The 23,567-nt window shown below is 30.7% G+C and carries 29 protein-coding genes; 22 read left to right on the top strand and 7 right to left on the bottom strand.

Annotated features, from left to right (window positions below):
* The first annotated feature begins 12 nt into the window (after window positions 1-12).
* The 11 genes from WNY60_RS01805 to hisIE all read left to right on the top strand — a co-directional run bounded on the left by WNY60_RS01805 (window position 13) and on the right by hisIE (window position 11,574).
* On the top strand, window positions 13-558 hold the full coding sequence (locus WNY60_RS01805) for a hypothetical protein (RefSeq protein ID WP_342861293.1): 546 nt from the start codon (window positions 13-15) through the stop codon (window positions 556-558).
* A complete protein-coding gene (locus WNY60_RS01810; protein ID WP_342861294.1) occupies window positions 559-2,592 on the top strand; it encodes a VWA domain-containing protein in 2,034 nt (677 codons plus the stop codon).
* Window positions 2,593-2,606: 14 nt separating this feature from the next.
* Window positions 2,607-3,419: a prohibitin family protein gene (locus WNY60_RS01815; protein ID WP_145001756.1), complete on the top strand. Its 813-nt coding sequence runs from the start codon at window positions 2,607-2,609 to the stop codon at window positions 3,417-3,419.
* A gap of 287 nt (window positions 3,420-3,706) precedes the next feature.
* Window positions 3,707-4,564 (top strand): ATP phosphoribosyltransferase, encoded by an 858-nt coding sequence (hisG, locus tag WNY60_RS01820; protein WP_342861295.1) that lies wholly within the window; start codon window positions 3,707-3,709, stop codon window positions 4,562-4,564.
* 67 nt (window positions 4,565-4,631) lie between these two features.
* Complete coding sequence (hisD, locus tag WNY60_RS01825) at window positions 4,632-5,915, top strand: histidinol dehydrogenase (RefSeq protein ID WP_342861296.1); 1,284 nt, start codon at window positions 4,632-4,634, stop codon at window positions 5,913-5,915.
* Window positions 5,916-6,153: 238 nt separating this feature from the next.
* Window positions 6,154-7,188: a histidinol-phosphate transaminase gene (gene hisC / locus WNY60_RS01830; RefSeq protein WP_342861297.1), complete on the top strand. Its 1,035-nt coding sequence runs from the start codon at window positions 6,154-6,156 to the stop codon at window positions 7,186-7,188.
* Between the two features lie 47 nt (window positions 7,189-7,235).
* Complete coding sequence (gene hisB / locus WNY60_RS01835; protein ID WP_342861298.1) at window positions 7,236-8,375, top strand: bifunctional histidinol-phosphatase/imidazoleglycerol-phosphate dehydratase HisB; 1,140 nt, start codon at window positions 7,236-7,238, stop codon at window positions 8,373-8,375.
* A 54-nt stretch (window positions 8,376-8,429) separates the two neighbouring features.
* Window positions 8,430-9,011 carry an imidazole glycerol phosphate synthase subunit HisH gene (gene hisH, locus WNY60_RS01840; protein ID WP_342861299.1) on the top strand — a complete coding sequence of 194 codons (582 nt, stop codon included), beginning with the start codon at window positions 8,430-8,432 and terminating at the stop codon, window positions 9,009-9,011.
* Window positions 9,012-9,105: 94 nt separating this feature from the next.
* Window positions 9,106-9,840 (top strand): 1-(5-phosphoribosyl)-5-[(5-phosphoribosylamino)methylideneamino]imidazole-4-carboxamide isomerase, encoded by a 735-nt coding sequence (gene hisA, locus WNY60_RS01845; protein WP_145001750.1) that lies wholly within the window; start codon window positions 9,106-9,108, stop codon window positions 9,838-9,840.
* A gap of 132 nt (window positions 9,841-9,972) precedes the next feature.
* Window positions 9,973-10,728 (top strand): imidazole glycerol phosphate synthase subunit HisF, encoded by a 756-nt coding sequence (hisF, locus tag WNY60_RS01850; protein ID WP_145001749.1) that lies wholly within the window; start codon window positions 9,973-9,975, stop codon window positions 10,726-10,728.
* Window positions 10,729-10,971: 243 nt separating this feature from the next.
* On the top strand, window positions 10,972-11,574 hold the full coding sequence (gene hisIE / locus WNY60_RS01855; protein ID WP_342861301.1) for a bifunctional phosphoribosyl-AMP cyclohydrolase/phosphoribosyl-ATP diphosphatase HisIE: 603 nt from the start codon (window positions 10,972-10,974) through the stop codon (window positions 11,572-11,574).
* 98 nt (window positions 11,575-11,672) lie between these two features.
* Here the strand turns inward: hisIE and WNY60_RS01860 are convergent, their stop codons facing one another.
* The 3 genes from WNY60_RS01860 to WNY60_RS01870 all read right to left on the bottom strand — a co-directional run bounded on the left by WNY60_RS01860 (window position 11,673) and on the right by WNY60_RS01870 (window position 14,289).
* A complete protein-coding gene (locus tag WNY60_RS01860; protein WP_342861302.1) occupies window positions 11,673-12,917 on the bottom strand; it encodes a S41 family peptidase in 1,245 nt (414 codons plus the stop codon).
* Window positions 12,918-13,009: 92 nt separating this feature from the next.
* On the bottom strand, window positions 13,010-13,810 hold the full coding sequence (locus tag WNY60_RS01865; protein ID WP_342861303.1) for a LytTR family DNA-binding domain-containing protein: 801 nt from the start codon (window positions 13,808-13,810) through the stop codon (window positions 13,010-13,012).
* A 62-nt stretch (window positions 13,811-13,872) separates the two neighbouring features.
* The gene (locus tag WNY60_RS01870; RefSeq protein WP_339807817.1) at window positions 13,873-14,289 is read right to left on the bottom strand and encodes a hypothetical protein; all 417 of its coding nucleotides are present in this window, start codon (window positions 14,287-14,289) and stop codon (window positions 13,873-13,875) included.
* 88 nt (window positions 14,290-14,377) lie between these two features.
* On the opposite strand from WNY60_RS01870, the gene WNY60_RS01875 reads away from it, so the two are divergent.
* The 7 genes from WNY60_RS01875 (at window position 14,378) to WNY60_RS01905 (ending at window position 18,251) form a co-directional block, all read left to right on the top strand.
* A complete protein-coding gene (locus WNY60_RS01875) occupies window positions 14,378-15,160 on the top strand; it encodes a tRNA pseudouridine(38-40) synthase TruA (protein ID WP_186439240.1) in 783 nt (260 codons plus the stop codon).
* A 184-nt stretch (window positions 15,161-15,344) separates the two neighbouring features.
* On the top strand, window positions 15,345-15,848 hold the full coding sequence (locus WNY60_RS01880; protein WP_342861304.1) for a DNA starvation/stationary phase protection protein: 504 nt from the start codon (window positions 15,345-15,347) through the stop codon (window positions 15,846-15,848).
* Window positions 15,849-15,894: 46 nt separating this feature from the next.
* Window positions 15,895-16,800 carry a mechanosensitive ion channel family protein gene (locus tag WNY60_RS01885; RefSeq protein ID WP_145001742.1) on the top strand — a complete coding sequence of 302 codons (906 nt, stop codon included), beginning with the start codon at window positions 15,895-15,897 and terminating at the stop codon, window positions 16,798-16,800.
* A 46-nt stretch (window positions 16,801-16,846) separates the two neighbouring features.
* A complete protein-coding gene (locus tag WNY60_RS01890) occupies window positions 16,847-16,999 on the top strand; it encodes a DUF1328 family protein (RefSeq protein ID WP_028282108.1) in 153 nt (50 codons plus the stop codon).
* A 90-nt stretch (window positions 17,000-17,089) separates the two neighbouring features.
* Complete coding sequence (locus tag WNY60_RS01895) at window positions 17,090-17,290, top strand: hypothetical protein (protein WP_342861305.1); 201 nt, start codon at window positions 17,090-17,092, stop codon at window positions 17,288-17,290.
* Window positions 17,291-17,313: 23 nt separating this feature from the next.
* Window positions 17,314-17,454, top strand: a complete 141-nt coding sequence (locus tag WNY60_RS01900) for a hypothetical protein (protein ID WP_339807814.1) — start codon at window positions 17,314-17,316, stop codon at window positions 17,452-17,454.
* 125 nt (window positions 17,455-17,579) lie between these two features.
* A complete protein-coding gene (locus WNY60_RS01905) occupies window positions 17,580-18,251 on the top strand; it encodes a DUF2461 domain-containing protein (protein ID WP_145001740.1) in 672 nt (223 codons plus the stop codon).
* Here the strand turns inward: WNY60_RS01905 and WNY60_RS01910 are convergent.
* Both WNY60_RS01910 and WNY60_RS01915 read right to left on the bottom strand, forming a co-directional pair.
* Complete coding sequence (locus tag WNY60_RS01910; protein WP_145001739.1) at window positions 18,248-18,694, bottom strand: hypothetical protein; 447 nt, start codon at window positions 18,692-18,694, stop codon at window positions 18,248-18,250. The two genes, WNY60_RS01905 and WNY60_RS01910, sit on opposite strands and share 4 nt — an antisense overlap.
* A gap of 8 nt (window positions 18,695-18,702) precedes the next feature.
* Window positions 18,703-19,119 (bottom strand): glyoxalase, encoded by a 417-nt coding sequence (locus tag WNY60_RS01915; RefSeq protein WP_342861306.1) that lies wholly within the window; start codon window positions 19,117-19,119, stop codon window positions 18,703-18,705.
* A 119-nt stretch (window positions 19,120-19,238) separates the two neighbouring features.
* On the opposite strand from WNY60_RS01915, the gene WNY60_RS01920 reads away from it, so the two are divergent.
* Complete coding sequence (locus WNY60_RS01920) at window positions 19,239-19,628, top strand: hotdog domain-containing protein (protein ID WP_145001737.1); 390 nt, start codon at window positions 19,239-19,241, stop codon at window positions 19,626-19,628.
* Window positions 19,629-19,656: 28 nt separating this feature from the next.
* Here the strand turns inward: WNY60_RS01920 and WNY60_RS01925 are convergent, their stop codons facing one another.
* Complete coding sequence (locus WNY60_RS01925) at window positions 19,657-19,929, bottom strand: DUF3817 domain-containing protein (protein ID WP_145001736.1); 273 nt, start codon at window positions 19,927-19,929, stop codon at window positions 19,657-19,659.
* 90 nt (window positions 19,930-20,019) lie between these two features.
* Between WNY60_RS01925 and WNY60_RS01930 the strand changes: the two genes are divergently transcribed.
* Together WNY60_RS01930 and WNY60_RS01935 are read left to right on the top strand one after the other, a co-directional pair.
* The gene (locus WNY60_RS01930) at window positions 20,020-20,940 is read left to right on the top strand and encodes an EamA family transporter (protein WP_339807811.1); all 921 of its coding nucleotides are present in this window, start codon (window positions 20,020-20,022) and stop codon (window positions 20,938-20,940) included.
* Window positions 20,941-21,144: 204 nt separating this feature from the next.
* Window positions 21,145-21,600 (top strand): cold shock domain-containing protein, encoded by a 456-nt coding sequence (locus WNY60_RS01935; RefSeq protein ID WP_090841006.1) that lies wholly within the window; start codon window positions 21,145-21,147, stop codon window positions 21,598-21,600.
* 78 nt (window positions 21,601-21,678) lie between these two features.
* Here the strand turns inward: WNY60_RS01935 and WNY60_RS01940 are convergent, their stop codons facing one another.
* The gene (locus WNY60_RS01940; protein WP_339807810.1) at window positions 21,679-22,416 is read right to left on the bottom strand and encodes an NUDIX domain-containing protein; all 738 of its coding nucleotides are present in this window, start codon (window positions 22,414-22,416) and stop codon (window positions 21,679-21,681) included.
* Window positions 22,417-22,646: 230 nt separating this feature from the next.
* Between WNY60_RS01940 and WNY60_RS01945 the strand changes: the two genes are divergently transcribed.
* On the top strand, window positions 22,647-23,546 hold the full coding sequence (locus WNY60_RS01945) for a hypothetical protein (protein ID WP_342861307.1): 900 nt from the start codon (window positions 22,647-22,649) through the stop codon (window positions 23,544-23,546).
* The last annotated feature ends 21 nt before the right edge of the window (window positions 23,547-23,567 follow it).

A 23,567-nucleotide genomic window follows, 5' to 3' on the forward strand; every position in this document is an offset into this window, starting at 1 on the left:
AATAATTAAACCATGAAAAACATTATTTTTGCATTGACGCTTTTTTTAGTGTCAGCGTTAAACGCTTCAGCTCAAGAATGGATTGACTATAAATCCGAAGAGCATGCATTTATTGCTAAATATCCTGTGCAACCTGTACAAACACTTGAAGTTGTAGATACGGAAGCAGGACCTTTAGATATGTACATGATTATGCATGTGGCAACTTCAGAAAATAGTACTAATGTTGTTTATTCTGTTATAAAATCAGCATATCCAAAGTCTCAATTTGAAAATGTAGCGGATAATTATGAAGATGAAGTTCTTGATGCAGCGGTTCAAGGTGCTGTGCAAAATGTTAATGGTACATTAATATTTAAAAACGAAGTAACTCACAATGGCTATCCAGGAAGGAGTTTTAAAATTGAAATTGAAAAGGCATATATTTATATGAATGCTTATTTAGTAGATAATATAATGTTTGTATCTCAAGTAATATGCTTGACAGAAAATGATAATAATAAGGATATCAAACGTTTTATGGACGCGTTTGATATTATTAAAGTAAAAGAAGATTAAGTGTCTGCAGATACTATATTATATATCATTTTAGCAGGAATAATCGCTGTATTATTAGCCTTATTTCAGTATTATTATAAAACAAAAAGCGCATCAAAGGATAATGCGCTTTTTGCTTTTTTACGTTTTATCACCTTGTTTTCAGTCTTATTATTACTAATAAATCCAAAATTTGAGCAAGTAGAATATTACACTGAAAAACCAAACTTAATATTAGCGGTAGATAATTCAGCATCGTTAAAGCATTTAAATCAAGCAGATAAGGCTAAAACATTCACTAACTATATTCTAAAAAACACTCAGGTTACTGATAAATTTAATGTAAAACTGTTTGCTTTTGGAGAAGATATAAAAGTTGCAGATAGTTTTACTTTTGCAGATCGCCAAACTAGTATTGATAAGGTTTTTAAATCCTTAACCCAAGTATATAAAAACACAGTGTCGCCAACTATAATGGTAACAGATGGTAATCAGACTATTGGTAATGATTATCAATTTTCTGCAAAAAAATATAATCAAGCTATTTACCCAATAATCCTTGGTGATACAGTAGTTTACTCAGATTTGCAGATTAGTAAGCTAAATGTTAATAAATACGCATATTTAAAAAATAATTTTCCTCTTGAAGCTATAGTAGTCTATAACGGTAGTCAACCAATAACTAGCAAGTTTATAGTCACAAAAGGAAATGCTACCGTTTTTTCAAAACCAATAACTTTAGATAAATCTAATAATAGTCAAGTTTTAAATTTTACTTTACCTGCAAATGATGTTGGAGTGCAAGATTACAAAGCACAAATAATTCCGTTAGATACTGAAAAAAATAAGACCAATAACTACAAAAATTTTGCAGTAGAAGTCATTGATCAAAAATCTAAAATTGCTATTGTTAGTACTATTTTACATCCTGATTTAGGAGCTATAAAAAAAAGTATTGAAAGTAATGAGCAACGTGAAGTTGTGTTTTTAAACCCTAATAAAATTTTAAATCAATTAAATGATTTTCAATTAGTTATACTATATCAGCCAAATGCTTTATTTAAGTCATTGTTTGATGAATTACAAAAGCAAAACAAGAATAAATGGGTTATTATTGGAGCAAAAACAGATTGGCAATTTTTAAATAAAGTGACTAGTAGTTATAATTTAGATTATACCTCACAAACCGAAGATTATCAACCTTCATTTAATAAAAATTATAACCCTTTTATAGTTGAAGATATAGATTTTGAAAATCTTCCTCCTTTAAAATCTACTTTTGGTGAGGCTATTTTTAATCAACCGTTTGAAACAATATTGTATAAAACAGTATCTAGTATAAAAACAGAACAACCGTTATTAGCTACTTTAGAAACTAATGGAACTAGGGAAGCAGTATTGTTTGGAGAAGATATTTGGAAATGGCGAGCGCAAAGTTACATTAACGAAGACAGTTTTTTAAAGTTTGATAATTTTGTTGGTAAATTAGTTCAATACTTGGCATCTAATAAGCGTCGCAATAGATTGAATATTGATTATAATTCATTTTACAACGGAAGTGATAATATTGTTATAAATGCTCAGTTTTTTAATAAAAATTACGAGTTTGATACTGATGCAACCTTGGTGATTTCATTAAAAAACACAAAAACCCAAGCTGTTTTAAATAGACCTTTGATTTTAAAAGGAAATAGTTATCAAGTTAACTTAAATGGATTAGAATCTGGAAACTACAACTTTACGATAAATTCAGCTTCAGAGAATATTTCAGTTTCTGGTACTTTTAAAATTATTGAGTATAACGTAGAGCAACAATTTTTAAACGCAGATGTAACAAAGTTGCAACAATTAGCTACTAATAGTGGTGGTGAAGCATATTTTATCAATAGTTATGAGGCTTTAATCGATAGTTTATTAAACGATAAACGTTACCAACCCATTCAAAAAAGCAATAAAAGTGTTGTACCTTTGATTGATTGGTCATATTTACTATTTATTATCGCTTTAAGCTTAGCGTTAGAATGGTTTATCAGAAAATTTAAAGGATTAATTTAAAATTAAAAAAAATTATGGAAAAATTACCAAAAGGAGCATTTCCTTTTATAATAGCAGCAGTAATAGGATTAATTATTATGGCTAAATCGGTTAAAACAATTGATTCTGGTCATGCAGGAGTATTGTATCAACTTGGAGGTGGAGTAGATCCAGATAGCGAACCACTTGGTGAAGGTATAAATTTTGTAGCACCTTGGAACAGTGTTATCGATTACGAGGTTAGACAACAAGAATTACCAGAAAAAATGTCTGTGTTATCTTCAAACGGTTTGGATATTAAATTAGATGCTTCTGTATTATATCAACCTGATTATAAAAACTTAAGTAAATTACATAAAGAAAAAGGTAGAGAGTATGTAAGCAGAGTATTGCAGCCTGCCATACGTAGTGCAGCTAGAAGCGTTGTAGGACGTTATACTCCAGAGCAATTATATTCTAGTAAACGTGATGCTATTCAAGATGAAATTTTTGAAGAAACCAAAAAAATCGTCGAGTCACAATACATACAATTAAATAACATTTTGATTAGAGATGTGACTTTACCTCCAACTATTAAAGATGCAATTGAGCGTAAGCTTAAACAAGAACAAGAATCTTTGGAGTATGAGTTTAGATTAGTTACTGCTGCTAAAGAAGCTGAAAAAGTAATTATCGAAGCTCAAGGTAAAGCTGATGCAAACAAAATTTTAAGTGCGTCATTAACTGATAAAATATTACAAGATAAAGGAATAGAAGCTACTGTAAAGCTTTCAGAATCTAATAATAGCAAAGTAATTGTGATTGGATCAGGAGATAGCGGAATGCCTATTATTTTAGGTAACCAATAAATTGAGTATTAGAATTTTTATAAAAACTTAAAATTATTTTATAATAAATTTGGTTTTTAAAATAAAATTTAACAATCTTTGTACAGAGCAAAAAAACATGAACTTTATTCAATTACATCATCATCATTTCCATACTAGCACTCAAGCCAGTTAGAAATGTATTGAATAAAATCAAAATATATTTTAAAACCGTTTGAGTAAATCAAACGGTTTTTTGTTTTTATACACTTTCCTAAAGATTTACTCAAATTTTCAAAAAAAATCTAAAAAATTTAAAAAGAAATAAAATGAGTAAATTAAAAATTGCAATTCAAAAATCAGGAAGATTAAACGAGGATTCGATGCAAATCCTTAAAGATGTTGGTATTTCTATAGATAATGGTAAAGACCAATTAAAAGCATCTGCAAAAAACTTTCCATTAGAAATTTTTTATCTACGTAATGGAGATATTCCACAATACCTTAAAGACGGTGTGGTGGATGTTGCTATTATTGGAGAAAACGTATTAATAGAAAAAGGAAACGGTATTGCAATTGCTGAAAAACTTGGGTTTTCTACTTGTAAAGTTTCTGTTGCAGTGCCAAAAGGTGTTAAATACAATTCTGTAAGAGATTTAGAAGGAAAACGCATCGCAACGTCTTACCCAAATACAGTTAATCAATTTTTAGAGAAAAACGGAGTGACAGCCAACTTGCACATTATTAATGGGTCGGTAGAGATTGCTCCAAATATTGGATTAGCAGACGCTATTGTAGATATTGTATCTAGCGGAAGTACTTTATTCAAAAACGGTTTAAAAGAAGCAGAGGTTATTTTAAAGTCAGAAGCTGTACTAGCGGTTTCTCCTCAAATTTCTGATGATAATCAGGCTATACTTGATAAACTGCAGTTCAGATTACAATCTGTTTTAAAAGCTAGACAATCCCGCTACGTATTATTAAATGCACCAAATAATAAGGTGGACAATATTATAAGTATTTTACCAGGAATGAAAAGCCCAACGGTTTTACCATTGGCACAAGAGGGTTGGAGTTCAATCCACTCTGTAATTAACAAAAATGATTTTTGGGAAATTATTGACGAACTAAAGCTAAACGGAGCAGAAGGTATCCTAGTTTGTCCAATCGATAACATGGTACTATAACATAACGTCACTTTGAGTGATTTTGAGGTACGAGAAATTGTATCGAAAAGCTTAATAAAAAACTAAAATGAAAACAATAAGCAACCCAAACCAATCGTCTTGGTCAGACATTTTGCAACGTCCAACGCAAACCGTTAATGATATAGAAGCTACGGTAACTCAAATTTTTGAGGACGTACAACGTAACGGTGATCAAGCAGTCGCTAAGTATACGCAATTATTTGATGGTGCAGAATTAAAAACAAATGTTGTTACAGTTGAAGAAATTGAAGCAGCAAGTACTAAAGTTTCAAAGCCATTAAAAGGAGCCATTCAGCAAGCAAAAAGCAATATTGAAGCGTTTCATACTGCACAAAAAACCGAAAAAGTTAGCGTACAAACAACAGAAGGTGTTAACTGTTGGCAAGAAAAAAGAGCGATTCAGAAAGTCGGGATTTACATACCTGCTGGTACAGCGCCTTTATTTTCAACGGTTTTAATGCTAGCAGTGCCTGCACAAATTGCAGGTTGCAAAGAGATAGTATTATGTTCTCCGCCAAATAAAGACGGTAAAATTGCTAACGAAATTTTATATGCAGCACAACTTTGCGGAGTGACTAAAATTATAAAAGTTGGCGGAATCCAAGCTATCGCTGGTTTAACGTTTGGTACAGCAAGTATCCCTCAGGTTTACAAAATATTTGGACCAGGAAATCAATTTGTGACTGTTGCTAAGCAATTAGCAACTAAATATGGTGTTGCTATTGACATGCCTGCTGGTCCCAGTGAGTTATTAGTTGTGGCAGATGATACTGCAAATGCTAGTTATGTGGCTTCGGATTTATTAAGCCAAGCCGAGCATGGAGCGGATAGCCAAGTCATTTTGGTGTCTACCTCTAAAAAGTTAATTGACGCTGTCGCGGAAGAGATTCAGCTTCAGCTAAAAGCGCTTCCAAGACAAGATATTGCACAACAAGCTATAGATAATTCTAAATCTATTTTAGTTGAAACTGATGCCATAGCATTAGATTTAATTAATCAATACGGACCAGAACATTTTATTGTTTGTACGGATAATAACGATTTTTATGTGGACGGAATAGAGAATGCAGGATCTGTGTTTATTGGTAATTACACACCAGAAAGTGCTGGAGATTATGCATCTGGAACCAATCACACATTACCAACTAATGGATTTAGTAAAGCCTATTCAGGTGTAAATTTAGATAGTTTTACAAAAGCGATTACGTTTCAAAATATTACAAAACAAGGGTTACTAAATATTGGAAACACTATTGAGTTAATGGCTGAAGCCGAAGGATTACAAGCACACAAAAATGCGGTTACTATTCGTTTAAATGATTTAAAATAATGCAACGTCATGCTGAACTGGTTTCAATATCACACAAGTTTAAATAATGAGACACTGAAATAAATTCAGTGTGACGCGATGTTTGAAGCAAGAGGTAAGAAACAAGAATCATGAATTGTAAATTATGAGTTATTATTTAAAGTTCGAAACACCATCGCAACGTCACGCTGAACTCGTTTCAGTATCACACAAGAATAATACAACAGAATATTGCCAATACATTTAGTAATAAGAGAAAATGAACCAAAAAACAAACATAAACAATCTGGTTAGAGCTAACATAAAAGCGCTAAAACCATATTCTTCTGCAAGAGATGAGTTTAAAGGGACTGCAGATGTTTTTCTAGATGCAAACGAGAATCCATTTGGAGATTTAAACAGATATCCTGATCCGCAGCAAAAAGAGATTAAGGATAAATTATCTGCCATTAAAAAGGTCGCAACAGACCAAATTTTTATTGGTAATGGTAGTGATGAAGTTATAGATTTAGCGTTTCGTATTTTTTGCGAACCTGGAAAAGATAAGGTCTTAACCTTTACGCCAACTTACGGAATGTATAATGTGTCTGCCAATATCAATAATATTGAAGTTATAGAACAACCTTTAATTAACGATTTTCAGATTAATTTAAATCAATTACAACCGTATTTAGATTTTGAAGATGTTAAAATCATATTTATATGTTCGCCTAATAACCCAACAGGAAACAGTTTAAACCCTGAAGATATTGAATATATTTTGGAAAATTTTAATGGTATCGTGATTGTGGACGAGGCTTATATTGACTTTAGTGCGCAAGCATCTTTTATTAAAAACATTGATAAATACGATAATTTAATTGTTAGTCAAACTTTTAGTAAAGCATGGGGATTGGCAGGCGTTAGGGTAGGTGTTGCTTATGCAAGCCAAGCTATAATTGCATATTATAACCGTGTAAAACCACCTTATAATGTCAGTACATTAAACCAAAAAGCGGTTTTAAATAGTTTGAATAACCTAGAAGAAGTCACTCAAAATATTGACACTATTCTTGATGAAAGAACGAAGTTAAAAGAGGCTTTAAGTAAATTAGCGATTGTAAAAAAAATATATCCTACAGACTCTAATTTTTTGTTAGTTGAAGTTGATGATGCAAATAAAACGTATCAATATCTAATAGAAGAGAAAGTAATTATTAGAAATAGAAATACACAAGTTAAAAATTGCATTCGAATAACTGTTGGAACACCTGAAGAAAACAACACATTAATCGAAGCATTAAAAAGAATATAACACGTTTTTCTGAACATGTTTCAGGATTTCACTACAACAAATAGCACATGAAAAAAGTATTATTTATAGACAGAGACGGAACATTGGTATTAGAGCCACCTGTAGATTATCAACTAGATAGTTTAGAGAAGCTAGAGTTTTACCCCAAAGTGTTTCAATACATGGCTAAAATTGCTTCAGAATTAGATTACGAGCTGGTAATGGTTACAAATCAGGATGGTTTAGGAACAGATTCTTTTCCTGAAGACACCTTTTGGCCTGCACAAAATAAAGTGATGACTGCTTTTGAAAAGGAAGGGGTTGTTTTTAGTGATGTTTTTATTGATAAAACATTTCCGCATGAAAATGCAGAAACACGTAAGCCTAGAACAGGGTTATTGACTAAGTATTTTGATCAAGAAAAGTATGATTTAGCAAATAGTTTTGTGTTAGGAGATCGAATTACAGACATGGAATTGGCTAAAAATTTAGGCGCTAAAGGTATCTTTTTGTCTGAAGATCCAGAATTAGGAGCTGACGAAATTGAAACATCTAAACAAGCTATTTTTGATTGTATAGCATTGACAAGCACAGATTGGGAAGCAATCTATGAGTTTTTAAAATTAGAAGATCGTGTTCAAGAAATTACTAGAAACACTAACGAGACTAAGATTTATATCAAATTAAATTTAGATGGTTCTGGAAAAAATGACATTGATACTGGTTTATCCTTTTTTGACCACATGTTAGATCAAATTGGTCGTCATGGAGCAATGGATTTAACAATAAAAGTTGAAGGCGATTTAGAAGTGGACGAGCACCATACAATAGAAGATACGATGATTGCTTTAGGGGAGTTGTTTAATAAAGCTTTAGGTAATAAATTAGGTATCGAGCGTTACGGATTTTGTTTACCAATGGATGACTGTTTAGCGCAAGTTGCAGTTGATTTTGGTGGTAGAAACTGGTTAGAATGGGACGCTGATTTTAAGCGTGAAAAGATTGGAGACATGCCAACAGAAATGTTTTTCCATTTATTTAAATCGTTTACCGACGGTGCAAAATGTAACTTAAACATAAAAGCGGAAGGTACTAATGAGCATCATAAAATAGAAGGCATCTTTAAAGCATTTGCTAAAGCTATGAAAATGGCAGTAAAACGCGATTCTAACAAAATGTTTTTACCATCAACTAAAGGGATGTTGTAAATCAGCTATTAGCTGTTAGCCATTTGCTGATAGCGAAAAACGAAAAGCCAAATTATGAAACTAGTAATTATAGACTACGGAGCAGGTAATATAAAAAGTATACAATTTGCGTTTAAACGCTTAGGGTATGATGCTATATTATCTAATAATCCAGAAGAAATCAAAGCAGCAGATAAAGTAATTTTTCCTGGAGTTGGAGAGGCGAGTTCAGCAATGAAAATGCTTAAATCAAGTGGTTTGGATGCTTTAATTCCAACATTAAAACAACCGGTTTTGGGGATTTGCTTAGGCATGCAATTGATGTGTAAATCGTCTGAAGAAGGAAATACAGAAGGTTTAGGTATTTTTGATGTGGTTGTTAAGCGTTTTGATAACTCAGTTAAAGTACCGCAAATGGGATGGAATACTATTGCAAATCTAAAGTCTGATTTGTTTAAGGAGGTCAAAAATGAAGAATTTATGTATTCCGTACATAGTTTTTATGCGGAAAACTGTAAAGAAAGCATCGCGACTACTACTTATAGTATAGACTTTGCTTCAGCTTTGCAACACAATAATTTTTATGGTGTACAATTTCATCCCGAAAAAAGTAGTACTGCAGGAGAACAGATATTAAAGAATTTTATTGAATTGTAAACCATAATGTTGTGACTTTGAGCGCAGTCGAAAGGTCTTGAATTAAAATAAAAAGTAAATAAAAAAATAATTTCCACTTTTGTGGGCAAGAGATATGAGAATAATACCAGCAATTGACATTATAGAAGGAAAGTGTGTACGTTTGACAAAAGGAGATTACAGTACCACAAAAATCTACAACGAAAACCCATTAGAAGTTGCTAAGCAATTTGAAGATGCAGGAATTGAATACTTACACATGGTAGACTTAGAAGGTGCAAAAGCATCACACGTAGTAAACTATAAAGTCTTAGAGCAAGTCGCGTCTAAAACCAATCTTAAAATCGATTTTGGAGGTGGTTTAAAGTCTGATAACGATATTATAACAGCATTTAATTCAGGAGCAAAACAAATTACAGGAGGAAGTATAGCTGTTAAAAACAGAGATGCTTTTGAAGGTTGGATACGCAAGTATGGTTCTCAAAAAATTATTCTTGGTGCAGATTGTAATAATGAGAAAATTGCAATTAGTGGTTGGTTAGAAGAGAGTAGCTTGGAAGTCATTCCGTTTATAAAAGATTACCAAAAACAAGGCATACAATATGTGGTTTGTACGGATATTTCTAAAGATGGCATGTTAGAAGGCCCTTCTATAGAATTGTATAAAAATATTATTGAACAATGTAGTAATGACAGTTCTGGTCAGTCAGTTAAGTTGATTGCATCAGGTGGTGTAACAACCATTGAAGACTTAGAAAAGCTTGCAGAGATTGGATGTGAAGGTGTAATTATAGGAAAAGCACTGTATGAAAACAGAATTACTTTAAAAGAATTAGAACGCTTTTTATAAAAGTGATTAGAGTGCTATTGTGGCATTAAAAATTACAATTTTGACGTCACACTGAGCGCAGTCGAAGTGTCTCTAAAATAAAATATAGTAGTATTATAATTAATAATAAACCTTGATTTCGAGGACTTAAATATGCTTACAAAACGAATCATACCATGCTTAGACATTAAAGACGGAAGAACCGTTAAAGGTGTCAATTTTGTAAACCTGCGTGATGCAGGAGATCCTGTAGAATTAGCTAAGCAATACGCATTAAAAGGAGCAGACGAATTAGTGTTTTTAGATATTTCAGCAACACTAGAAGGTCGAAAAACCATGATTGATATGGTTTTAAAAGTGGCTGAACATGTTAATATTCCGTTTACGGTTGGCGGTGGTATTTCTTCAATCGCAGATGTTGATGTGTTATTAAAATCTGGTGCTGATAAAGTATCTATCAATTCTTCAGCAGTAAAAAGACCAGAATTAGTTAACGAATTGGCTAATAAGTTTGGTAGCCAATGTGTTGTGGTTGCTATTGATGCAAAACAAATAGATGGTGAATGGATCGTGCATTTGGCTGGCGGAAGTATTCCTACCGAACTAAATTTATTTGATTGGGCAAAAGAAGTTGAAAGTAGAGGAGCAGGAGAGATTTTGTTTACATCTATGAATAACGATGGTACTAAAGCAGGTTTTGCAAATGAAGCTTTAGCAAAGTTATCCGAAACATTAAATATTCCGATAATAGCTTCAGGAGGCGCAGGAACAGTACAACATTTTGTTGATACGTTTAAAGATGGTAAGTCTGACGCTGCTTTAGCTGCAAGTGTTTTTCATTTTGGTGAAATAGCAATACAAGATTTAAAAGAAGAATTAAGAGAAAATAATATAGAAGTTAGATTGTAAAACGTTCTACTTAGAGCTAGCAACATTACGTCAATTCGAGTGATTTGTGAAGCATGAGCAAATTGTATCGAGAAGTTTTATAAAAAAAGAGTTCTCGATACAAAATTGCAGGAAAAGCAATTTTACTCGAACTGACGTCACACTAATAATTGCAACGTCATACTGAACTTGTTTCGGTATCACATAATTAAGAAAATATTACTAAGCAAATAAAAACACTTAGCAATACCAATACATAACAAGATGACTATAGATTTCAACAAAAACAATGACGGTCTAGTACCAGCAGTAATCCAAGATGCCACAACAAAAAACGTTTTGATGTTGGGTTACATGAACGAGGAAGCATTCAATAAAACAAAAGACACTAAATTAGTTACTTTTTTTAGTCGCACAAAAAACAGATTATGGACTAAAGGGGAAGAAAGTGGAAACGTATTGAACCTAGTTGATATTAAGCTTGATTGTGATAACGACACCTTACTAATACAAGTTAATCCAAAAGGACCAACATGTCATAAAGGGTCTGATACGTGTTGGAATGACGCTAATTCTGAAAATTTCGGTTTTATTTCAAAATTAGAAAATACTATTGAAAGTAGAGTGGCAGACGGTAATACAGAGAAATCTTATGTGGCGTCGTTATTTGCTTCAGGAATTAATAAAGTAGCACAAAAGGTGGGTGAAGAAGCTGTAGAAGTTGTTATTGAAGCAATGGATAACAAAGACGATTTATTTTTAAGTGAAAGTGCAGATTTACTGTTTCATTATTTAATGTTATTGCAAGCTAAAGGGTTTAAGCTTAATGATGTTGTGGATGTTTTAAAAGGAAGAGAGAAGAAGTAAATATAAGAACTGTCGCTAATTTTTTAGCGACAGTTTATCTAATGATAAAATAGAAAGTTTAATCGTGCATTAGAACCACGTAAAACCGTTATGTGTTATTACTTAGGTGTGTTTTTTATTATTGCTAATGTTTGCACTAGCCAATCTTTACCAAAATCTAAAGCAAATTCTGGAGTGACACCTTTCCCTTCGTAAGCTATGTACTTATTAAAATTCATATCTGTTGGAGTAATATTAAAATTACCAGAAGGGGTATTGTAGTTGTAACCATAATTCATTCCGTAAGCAATAATACCGCGAGTGGTCTGTCCTAAATGTTTCGCGTTTTTTAATGCTTTTAGTTTTAAAGTAAATTGCTCACCATTACTTCCTGTAAAGCAATTGGTTAAAATATAAACGTTCTTCTTTTTTAATAATTTTAAAAATGGATCAGATAGTTTACTGTTTCCACCAGCATTACTTCTTAAATCCACAATTACATTTGTAGCGCTTAGCTCTTTTTTCACTTTAGCATAAAAGTCTTTAAACGCTTTTCGATTAGATTTACTAAACGAACTAAAGTTACCAAAATACAAATATTGAGTATCTGGTGTTAATTGTCTAAACTCCCAGTTAGATTGGTCTTTTATAGGTAATTCTTCGTTATTAGTGTTGCTTACTTTTTTATATATCCAAAGTCTTCCATTTTCAAAAGATATACTTTTAACAAACCCAGGAGTTCTAGTGCTTGGGTTATAGTAAAACAAATTATATTTTAGTCCTACGGTATGGGTAGCATAAATTATTATTTGTCCAGCGTCCCATTGTTTTAGGTTACTTTTTAAAACAACACCTACTAAGGTATCACTTTCTTTTTGTTGGTAAATTCCAATTTTAAGATCATCACCATAATTATAAACACCTTCTATTTCTTCATCATTTTTTTTAGATAATTCGGCCTCTAAATCGTTTAAATTATATTCTGTTTTTGGATGATTTTTAAAAGCATTACTTGCTTTAAAGTCATTTAGTTTTAAAGTATCTTTTAAGTCTTCCTTATTAATAGGTGTTTTAGTATAGCTTAATGAGGCATGCACATCATTAACTAAAACCATTTGTTGTAATAACATTTTATAGCAATCCTCTATTAAAATGGGCTGCTTCATTTGGTTAGATAAGTTTGTGTAAGTATTTTCAAATTGGGTTGCTTTCTCACCTTTAATTTGCGTTTTAAAAGAAGGCATTGCTTTTATTTTTTCAACAATAAAATCTAAATCGGTTTTACAGTCGCAAGTTTCGGTTTGAGAAAAAGTAAGCTGAATAGAAGCTAAAAAAAGAACTAAAATTAATGTGAAATTTTTCATTGTAACAGGTTTTAATTGATTAAACTTTCTGAAACAAAGATAGTTTTCAAATAAAACAAAAGTCAGTAATAGTAGGTCTTTGGGGTGAAATACTATCCTGCTGTGGTGAAATTTAAAGTGCTTTTTATAGCTTCTAAATAAGTTTTGGATATTGGCACTTCTATGTTGTGCGATAGTAGTAAAAAGTGTTTTCCTTTTTCAGTTTTCCAAGACTGAAAATGATAAGGATTTATTATGTACGACCGATGAGTGCGTTGTAATTCTGAAAAAGTAGTTTCTATTTTAGATAATTTATTTCTGATCAAACTTTTTTTAAGAAAAGCTCCAGATATATAAAAAACCTCAATATAATTGTCTGAAGATTGTACAGCAATTAAATCGTTTAAATGAAGCTTTAAACTTTCATAATTACCTTCTCCTTTAATCTCAATTTTTTTATCCTCTAATATTTTTTCAAAATATTTGCCAAAAGCAAAGCGACCAATTATAATAATTGGTAAAATAATGGCTAATGCCGGTAGTAAAAGTGACATAAGCATATAACCTAAAGTATGTGGGTTAGCTTGTTCAGCAACAACAACATAGAGATAAAAAGATCTAGCTAAAATAAGAGAAACAACAGATAAACTTAGCAAAAACAGTATTTCGTGTTTTAGAAACCACTTATTTTGTGACTGTTTATAAATGTAATTTTGTAGCGGTAAAAATAGTAAGTAGGATACTGTAGCGATCAGACTATAAAAAGGTAAATACTTTAGCTTTTCTGATGTGTTAAGCTCACTTATGTCTAAAGGTTCAGTAATAAATAAAAATAAAAAAATCCATAAAGCAAGACCAAATCCAATAATAACGTGGTGTTTTAAATAAGGATCAAAGGGATATTTTAAATTCAAATTATAAAAGTTTTAAAAAGCATCAATTACATAATTGATGCTTTTGTGTGTATTGATCAGCTTTATGATATCCATCCTTTTTTAGTTGCATGATTGGCTAGCCATACTAAAGCCATTCCCACAATCACTATCATTGGTGTCATTGCATTAGCCATTTTTAGTACAAATACTAAATAATACATTTGTACTAATGCTGCAATTAACGAAATTAATAAAACATGAAAAGCCCATTTTTTTCTTATCACCAGAGCTAAACTTCCAATTGCTCCAGCAAAAACAGCTATAGCAAAAGCACCAATATACCAAGAAGGTAAGTTTGCATACATCTCTTGTTCAGCTTTTGGTAGTTGTTCTAATACTTCGTCAGTCATCATAGATTGTCCTATGTAAGCAAATACGCCTAAAAGGTTCCATATTAAGGCAATAATACTAATTACTAAAAACCACATAGGTGGTTTTTGTGAGGTTACATTTGTCATAAAGTTAGTTTTAGTTAGTTATTAAGGTTTCAAGGTATAAAATTTTTGCGAAATGATTACAAAGCAGTATTTTCGGCATTCATAAAATATCATGCAAAAAAAGTATTTCTACGTCATTACAATTCAATATTTAGGGTATAGGTTTCATGGTTGGCAAAAGCAGCCTAACTTAAAGACCTTACATTTAATGATTGACAGAACTTTAAATTTCATCTTAGAAAAAAAGAAATTTAAAACACTAACTTCTGGTCGTACAGATGCTATGGTAAGTGCAGAGAGTGCTGCTTTCGAGTTGTTTTTAGAAGAGCCTATTGATGATTTTGAAGCATTTATGGCATTGTTTAATTACAATCTACCACAAGATCTTCGTGCTTTGACAATTAAAGAGGTGGATAGTAAATTTAATATTATTCAACATTCTAAAATAAAAGAGTATTTATACGTTTTTGCATTTGGCGGTAAGTTTCATCCGTTTTGTGCACCAATATTAACTACAATTTTAGATCCTTTAGATATTGAGTTAATGAAAAAGGCAGCGAGACTGTTTGAAGGAGAACATTTTTTAAAACACTATTGTTATAGACCAACAGATAATGGTATATATAATAGGACTATTTTAAAATGCGAAATTGTTGAAAACACGATTTATACAGCAAACTTTTTTCCAGAACAAAGTTATATACTGCGTGTAAAGGGAAAGGGGTTTATGCGTAATCAAATCCGTTTAATGATGGGAGCATTGATTGAAATTGGTCAAGGTAAACGCACATTAGCAGATATTGAAGCCAGTTTAAAACCAGATTTTGAAGGTCATAATCACTACATAGCTCCTGCTTCTGGATTAATTTTAAAGGATATCGAGTTCGAGTAAAAGTTATCAAATTCTTCATAATTTCTACATTTTAACACTATTTTAATATAAAAACCTCTGTTTTATAGGTGTTTGTTGAAATTCTATAACATTCTTAAAAAATCATATAACATGCCAACTGGATTAGTGTTGCATCTTTGTATCAAAGAAATTAACAACATTAACAACATTAAAAACAGAACACATGAATTATTTGAATATGCAAGATGAGAAAATACTACCTGTAGTTGTAGAGTTAAATACGTTACTAGCAGATTATAATATATACTACCAAAAATTAAGAAGCTTCCATTGGAATGTTTTAGGAAAAAACTTTTTTGATTTACATGAAAAATTTGAAAACATGTACAACGAAGCAAAATTAAAAGTAGATGAAATAGCAGAACGCATTTTAACTTTAAGACACCACCCAGTAAGTAAATTTAGTGATTATTTAAAAATTTCGTCACTATCCGAAGCCTCAAGCATGATTACTGATCAAGAAATGATAGAGGAACTACTAAATGACCACAAGACGATGTTAGCGCAAATGTCTCAAGTACTTAGTAAAGCGGAAGAAGCAGGAGATGAGGGAACAATTGATTTGATTGGTGCATACATTAGAGAGCTTGAAAAATCAAGTTGGATGTTAAACGCTTGGTCTAAAAACACCTCAGAGCAATTAAAAAAAGTAGTGACTAACAGTTAATTAAAAGTTTAAAACCATTACATCTTAATTAACTTAATAAAACAATATGAAATCTCAATTATCAGAAGCATACAACCTATTAATCGACAAGTTAGAATCTTGGTTTAATGCTATAGTATCCAATATACCAAATCTAGTTTTAGCCATAGTTGTATTAGTAGCAGCCTATTTTATAGCTAAATATGTAAATAAATATGTAACAAAATTAGTATCTAGAAAAATTCAGCAAAACTCTATTACTAACATGATAGGTAGTCTATCATCGGTAGTTGTAGTATTAGCAGGACTGTTTTTGGCCTTAGGTATTTTAAACTTAAGTAAAACTTTAACCTCTTTACTAGCAGGTGCTGGTGTTGCAGGTTTAGCAATTGGTTTAGCATTGCAAGGGACATTATCTAACACGTTTGCTGGTATTGTATTGTCTTTTAGAAAAAAAATACAAATTGGTCATTGGGTAGAAACCAATGGGTTTTCTGGAGAGGTTATAGATATTAATTTAAAAGATTTTACCATAAAGGAGGCTGACAATAATATGGTGATAATCCCAAATAAGATGATCCTTGACAATCCCATGAAAAATTACACCTTAACCACTAAAATGAGAGTTTTCTTGGAATGTGGAGTAGGTTATGAATCGGATTTAGATCATGTAGAACAATTAACTAAAGCAACCATTTGCAATACATTTGATCAAATAGAAAAACCAGAAGATGTGGAGTTTTACTACACAGAATATGGAGGAAGCTCGATTAACTACCTATGTAGATTTTGGATAGATGCAGAAAATGCTTTAGAAAAAATGAGATCAAAAAGTAAAGCTATAATTGAAATAAAGAAAGCTTACGACAAAGAAAATATAAACATACCATTTCCAATTAGAACACTTCAATTTGATAACAAACTATCATTTGATGTGCCTAAGGAAACCGAGAATTCATTCTCAAACAATTAAAAGTAAAGCGCTTTTAGTTTAGTATTAATCATTAAAACCAAAAATTATGTTACGTTGGACAATCACATTTATTATTATCGCAATTATCGCTGGAATCTTAGGATTTGGTGGAATAGCAGGAGCATCTGCAGGAATTGCTAAAGTATTATTCTTCATTTTTTTAGTGTTATTTGTATTGACACTATTAAAAAAAGCTTAAAACTAATAAAAAACTAATCAGCTTTTAACTGATATTTTAAGCAAAAATAAGTAAGCTGATTAGTTTATTAAACCGTTAAAACCTAAAGCAATGAAAAAACTTTTATATACATTTCTAATCCTATTTTCACTTTCAATAGCTGTAACAGGATGCAGAGAAGAAAACAAAACGACTGAAGAAAAAGTTGAAGAAACTATGGACGACATAGACGACAATCTAGAGGACGCCTCAGATGATGTTGATGATGCTATGGATGATGTAGAAGATGAAATTGAAGAAATAGAAGAATAAAATAACCACTAACAACCAAAACAATGAAAAAACTAGCACACACATTTATCTTGTTATTTTCAGTATCACTACTGTTAACAGGATGTAGAGAAGAAACTACAGGAGAAAAAGTTGAAGACGCAGTAGAAAACGTTGCGGACGATGTAGAAGATGCTGTAGATTAAAACAAATAAAAATAGCTAAGAAAAAGAAAAAATTAATTAATATATTTTAAATGTATTTGATTAATAGCAACAAAAGTCCTAATTAATTTTAGGACTTTTGTATTTTTAAACCACATCACAAATTTATGAGCATTAAACTAGCAATAGAGTTTCTTAAAAAATTAGAAAAAAATAATAATCGCGAATGGTTTGCAGATAACAAACCAGAGTATGATAAGGCGTTAAAAGCAACTAAATTGGTTTTTAATGACATATATTCAAAAATGCAAGTGCATGATGAACTTGATAAAATGAAGCTGTTTAGGATTTACAGAGACGTGCGTTTTTCTAAAAATAAATTACCTTACAAAAATAATTTTGGAGGTACGTTTCATCGTGTTAAACCAAGATTAAGAGGTGGATATTATGTGCAAATACAACCAGGAAATAATTTTATTGCCTGTGGTTTTTGGGATCCTAGCAAAGAGGATTTGTTAAGAATTAGAAAAGAATTTGAAATGGATGATTATGAGATTAAATCAATCATTAATGATTCAAAATTTAAATCTGTTTGGGGAACACTAAAAGGTGACGAACTAAAAACAGCTCCAAGAAATTTTGACAAAGATCATGAAGCTATTGATTTAATTAAGAAAAAGCAATACATATTTTCTATACAATTTACAGACGCAGAAGTCATCTCAGAAGACTTTGCTCAAAAGGTCAATGACTATTTTAAAACCATTAGACCCTTTTTTGATTATATGAGTGATGTATTAACTACAGACTTAAATGGTGTGTCTTTAATACAAGATTAAGCAACTTCTGTAACCGTATATTTAGTGCCATTAAATTCAAAAGTGTCACCTGCAGACTTTTGTTTTAATAATTGCCCAATAGGTGATTGTAATGAAATGGCATAATAATCTTGGTTATCAATTTGGATTTTACCAGCACTAATGGATATAAAAAAGTGAAGACTGTCCGTCTTAACTAAGCTTCCTAAAGCTGCACTAGTACTTAATAAATTGGCTTTTACTAATTTTAAATAATCTTGGGTTTTTCTAGCATCGTTTAGATAACCCATATTTTTTTCTAAATCATTTAAAAGTTTACCGTTTCCAGAATCATCATCATCAGAGCCTCCTTTATCATTACTCTCTATAGACTCTTTTATAAGGTCTATTTCGTTTTTATAATCTGTAATGCGTTTTTCTACCTGTTCGTTACAAATTTGCAGAAGTTGTTGTTTTATTGTCATTGGTTATATTAAACTGCTTTTAGTATTTCTGGTTTTTCAAATAGCTGAATATTACTTTGCAAACGCTGTTTTACAATGGTCATCATTCGTTTATTTAAAGCGGACGAATTTAGAATATATTTTTCATATTCTTCTGTAGTAAATTGACCAATTATCATTCCTTTTATACTATTTCTAAATTTGATGTCTTTATGGACAGCATTTTCAATATAATTTAAACGTTTTTCAATGGTTAATTGATAAAATACATTTTTATGTTTAGCTATATAATTTCTAAAAACTTGAATAAATAATTCATTTTGCAGTTTTATAACTGGTCTAAGGGTTATGTTCTGGAAACGCTCTTCATTGCTCATATTTTGACTAATAATAATACTTTTAATTATGGGTCTGATAGCTAGTAATTGTGTGTCTCTGGTAGTCATAATATTTAAGTTTTATTAAAAATATTGATAATAAAGACTAATGATGGTATAGTTAAATATACTTTTTAACTGTGTTGTTAACAATCAAGATTTTTTATCTTTGATTAAAAGAAAAAAACATGAGATTTCACACTAGAAAATGGGTTAAACCCGAAGACTTAAATCCAAACGGAACATTATTTGGAGGACAATTATTAGCTTGGATTGATGAGGAAGCAGCACTTTATACAATAATACAGTTAGAAAACAATAAAGTGGTGACCAAATACATGAGCGAAATTAACTTTATGAGTAAGGCTGTTGAAGGTGATATAATTGAAATAGGTATGGAAGTTAAAAAATTTGGAAGTACCTCAATATCTTTAAATTGCGAAGTAAGAAATATGCGCACCAGAGAAACCATAATTACAGTAGATAATATTATTATGGTTAATCTAGACGAGGATGGTAATTCAAAACCACACGGAAAAACTAAAATTGAGTTTGTAAAAGATAGGTTGTCAAATTAGTATTTAAGTACATCACACTATTGCAAACTTATTTTAAATATTTTTTATCTACGTAAAAAGTACCAAAAGGCAATATGGACGCCAATAATACAATACCAAAGACTTTATTTGACCATTTTTGTTCTGGCTTAATTAAAAAAGCTAAAGCAATGTATCCAACAAATAATAAACCATGTGGCATTCCTAATAATTGAACGTAATAATCGTCACCATCTGGAAGTCTTTTGTAAATAGCAGCAGCCATTAATAATAGGTAAGAAACACCTTCTAATAAAGCAACGATACGAAATGTTTGAAGCATAATATTTGTCTTTTTTACAAAGATAATTATTGTTTTTTTTAATTACCATTTGTATAGGATTAATCATTAATTTCGTTTAAAATTAATCGTATGGATAGTACTAGAAAATCAATATTAATTGTACTTGCTTTTTTCTCTATTTACTTTATTTGGGGTTCTACATATTTGTTAAATAAAATTATGGTGTCAGAGGTCGCACCATTTTTTTTAGCAGGAATAAGATTTTTTAGTGCTGGAATATTGATTTTTATAATTGCCAAATTTTTAAAAATATCACTTAAAGCCACCAAAAGACAATTATTAAATTCAGCTTTTGCTGGATTTTTATTTTTGGTGTATGGCAATGGAGTCTTTGTTTGGGCCTTAAAGTATGTAGATAGCGGTTTTGCTGCATTAATAGCAGCTACACAACCATTATTTGTTATATTTTTAATGCGAATATTGCATGGTTCTAAAATTAAAACAAAATCTATTATTGGTGTCATTTTTGGCTTTGTAGGTATGTATCTTTTAGTAAGTCAAGAAGCATTAGCACTTAATAAGGACAGTATTATTGGAATATTAATGATATTTACATGTGTATTAAGCTGGAGTTACGGTAGTATTTTTGTTTCTAAATCTAATTTGCCTAAAAACTTTTTTGTGGCAACAGGTTATCAAATGCTTTTTGCTAGTCTTTTATTATTTATATTAAGCTTAGTTTTCAATGAGGCTTGGTTAGCGCCAACAAAATGGAGTCTAAATGCCAAAGGGTCTATGTTATTATTAATTGTATTTGGAGGCGTTGTGGCATTTACAGCATTTAATTACTTGTTAAAAGAGGTCGCTACAGAAAAAGTTTCTACTTCTGCTTATGTAAATCCTGTAATTGCATTGTTTTTAGGTTGGTATGTACTAGACGAGCAAATTACCATGCAATCTATAGTTGCAGCATTAACATTATTAACAGGAGTTTATTTTATTAACTCTAAGAAAAAACTAGTCATTTTTTCACGATTTAAAAAGCAATAATTAAGGCTGTTACATAAAAAAAGCTAATTAGCCTAAAGACTTAATATACAATTATTTAAAAATTTACTATCTTTGTGGCTCATTTAAGTAAGTAAACCTTTCCTTAATCTTTATTTTAAGTACTTTAGAATCGTTAAGCAGAACATAGCTTTTAATTACTTTCTGATAAATGAATTCATTTAAAACACACATTTAATAACGCTAATGGCTAAATCGCAACAAACATTTAATAAAAGTGAAAAAGAAAAAAAACGCTTAAAGAAAAGAGAAGATAAGCGCAAGAAGATGGAGGCACGTAAGCTTGACAAAGAAGCTAATGGTGGTTCTGATGGTATACAGTTTGCATATGTAGACTATAATGGTAATTTGGTAGATACTCCACCAGATCCAGAATTAAAGGAAAAGATTGATGCAGAAGAAATCGTTTTAGGTGTTCCTAAAAAGGTTGAAGGAGAGGAAGAAGATCCAGTAAGAAACGGGAAAGTATCATTTTTTGATACATCTAAAGGTTTTGGTTTTATTATCGATACAGAAAACAACGAAAAATATTTTTGCCACGTTAGTGGATTGATAGATCAAATTGCAGAAAATGATAAAGTGTCTTTCGAGCTTGAAAGAGGAATGAAAGGGATGAACGCAGTTAAGGTTAAAAAAATATAATCGACCATAATTTAAATTATAAACCCATTAAGAGCAATCTTAATGGGTTTTTTTATTTAAAAAATTACAATATAAATTTTAGATGCTTATCAAATAATTTTTGCTAAACATTTTATTATATATATCCATACTAAACATATAAAGTTGTGACGGTTTTTTGGATACGCCAACTTGCTTTTCATCTAAAGCAATAATGTATTTTTTGTTAATTAGCTTGCGTCTAAAGTTGCGATTGTCTATTTCAATGCCTAAGATAGATTGATATAGATCTTGCACTTCATTAATTGTAAATTTATCAGGAAGTAATTTAAATATAATCGGCTCTGATAAGCATTTAACTTTTAAATCTTCATAAGCTTCCAATATTATTTTTTCGTGATCAAAACCTATTTCAGGCAAGGTGTTAACAGGAAACCATCTTGGGTTGAAGGCGTTGTTTTCTAAATTAACATCTTCTGTTTTAAGTAAAAAGTAATAAGCTATTGTTATCGTTCTTAAATTAAAAGCTTCATTTTCAATCCAAATTAGGTCTTTTGGATTTGTTAATCGATCTGGATCTCCAAAAGCTTTAAACTGCTTTTTGTATTGATTTGTTAATCCTGTTAATTCTTTTAAAACTCTAGTGGCTGTATCGTCCAAAGTTTCGTTATTATATACATGATATCCCGTCAATACAAAATCATTAACCAATATTTCTTCAGTTAATTTAGATTTTAAAAATCGGTTTATTAATAAGACATTCAACGACTTGGTGTTGGTGTCATACCCAAATACCACACAATCTACCGATAGGTTTAATATTTTTTCTGTACTCATAGATTTATTTCATTTATTAAAATAGGCAGGTTAACGTCTTTACTACGTTAAATAACTTATATGTCTCTAATACAATATACTTAAGTTTTTGGTAATATAGCATATATAAAAGTTAATATAACATATTTTTTTTACGAATTATTAGGTTTTTATAATTTTTTTATGATACATTTGAAAAACAAACGTAATTATGACGTTTAAAAATGTGCTAAATTTTAAAACATAATAAAATGACAATTAGCCAATTAACCAAACATAATATAAAGTCTGAAAAGCTTGGTAATAAAAATCTACTACTATTATTGTTTGGTTTTTTTATGCTTAGTGTTGTTCCAAATGTTTTTTCTCAAAATCAAGAGGTGTTAGAGGAAGACAACCAAAATAATGTAGAAGATACAGAGCAGGATTATGAGCCATTTAATATTGGTGCACATGTAAAGAATATGCACACATGGCATGGTTTTTTGGTGCATCCAGGAGCATTATTTACTGCTAACTTAGAATATAATTCAAAAAACAAGAAGTTTACTTTCGGTTTTTGGGGAGGTGCAAGTTTTTCTTCTGTAGATGTTAAGAATATTGTTACTGGTGACAATGAAAGTGCATATTATAAAGAGTTTTCAATTTATACCAAATACCGCTTTTCAGATAAGTTTTTTATTGAAGCAGTATCACATAATAATTATACAGGTGTAGAAGAAAGAGGAGATAAGCTCCACTATTGGAGTTATGATAAAACACAAGGTTATAATTTTGTGGATTTAAATTTTGGTTACAATATTACGCCTAATACCTTATTGTATTTAGCAACAATTATTAATGGAGGTTCTGGTGATTATCATGTGCAATCCAATGGTGACCTAGAAAACTCGTGGACACATTATTTTGAAATTAATAGCAAAGTGTGGCAAAACAAATCTTCAAGCTTGTCTTTATTTGCTGGAGGTGCATGGTCTTTTATTACAGATAAAACTTTTTATACAAAGGGTTCTGGTAATATCATTAATGTTGGTGCTACCTTTAGTAAAAAGCTTAAAATTAGTAATTATAATATACCAGTGGATATTACTGCAATGTGGAATCCAGAGCAAGAAAAGACCGTGTTACAATTAGATATAACATTGTTTTAAATTAAAGCTAAATCATTAGTA

Origin of the sequence: Olleya sp. AS48, from assembly GCF_038900355.1 — a bacterium.
In the GTDB taxonomy this organism is placed as follows: Bacteria; Bacteroidota; Bacteroidia; order Flavobacteriales; family Flavobacteriaceae; genus Olleya.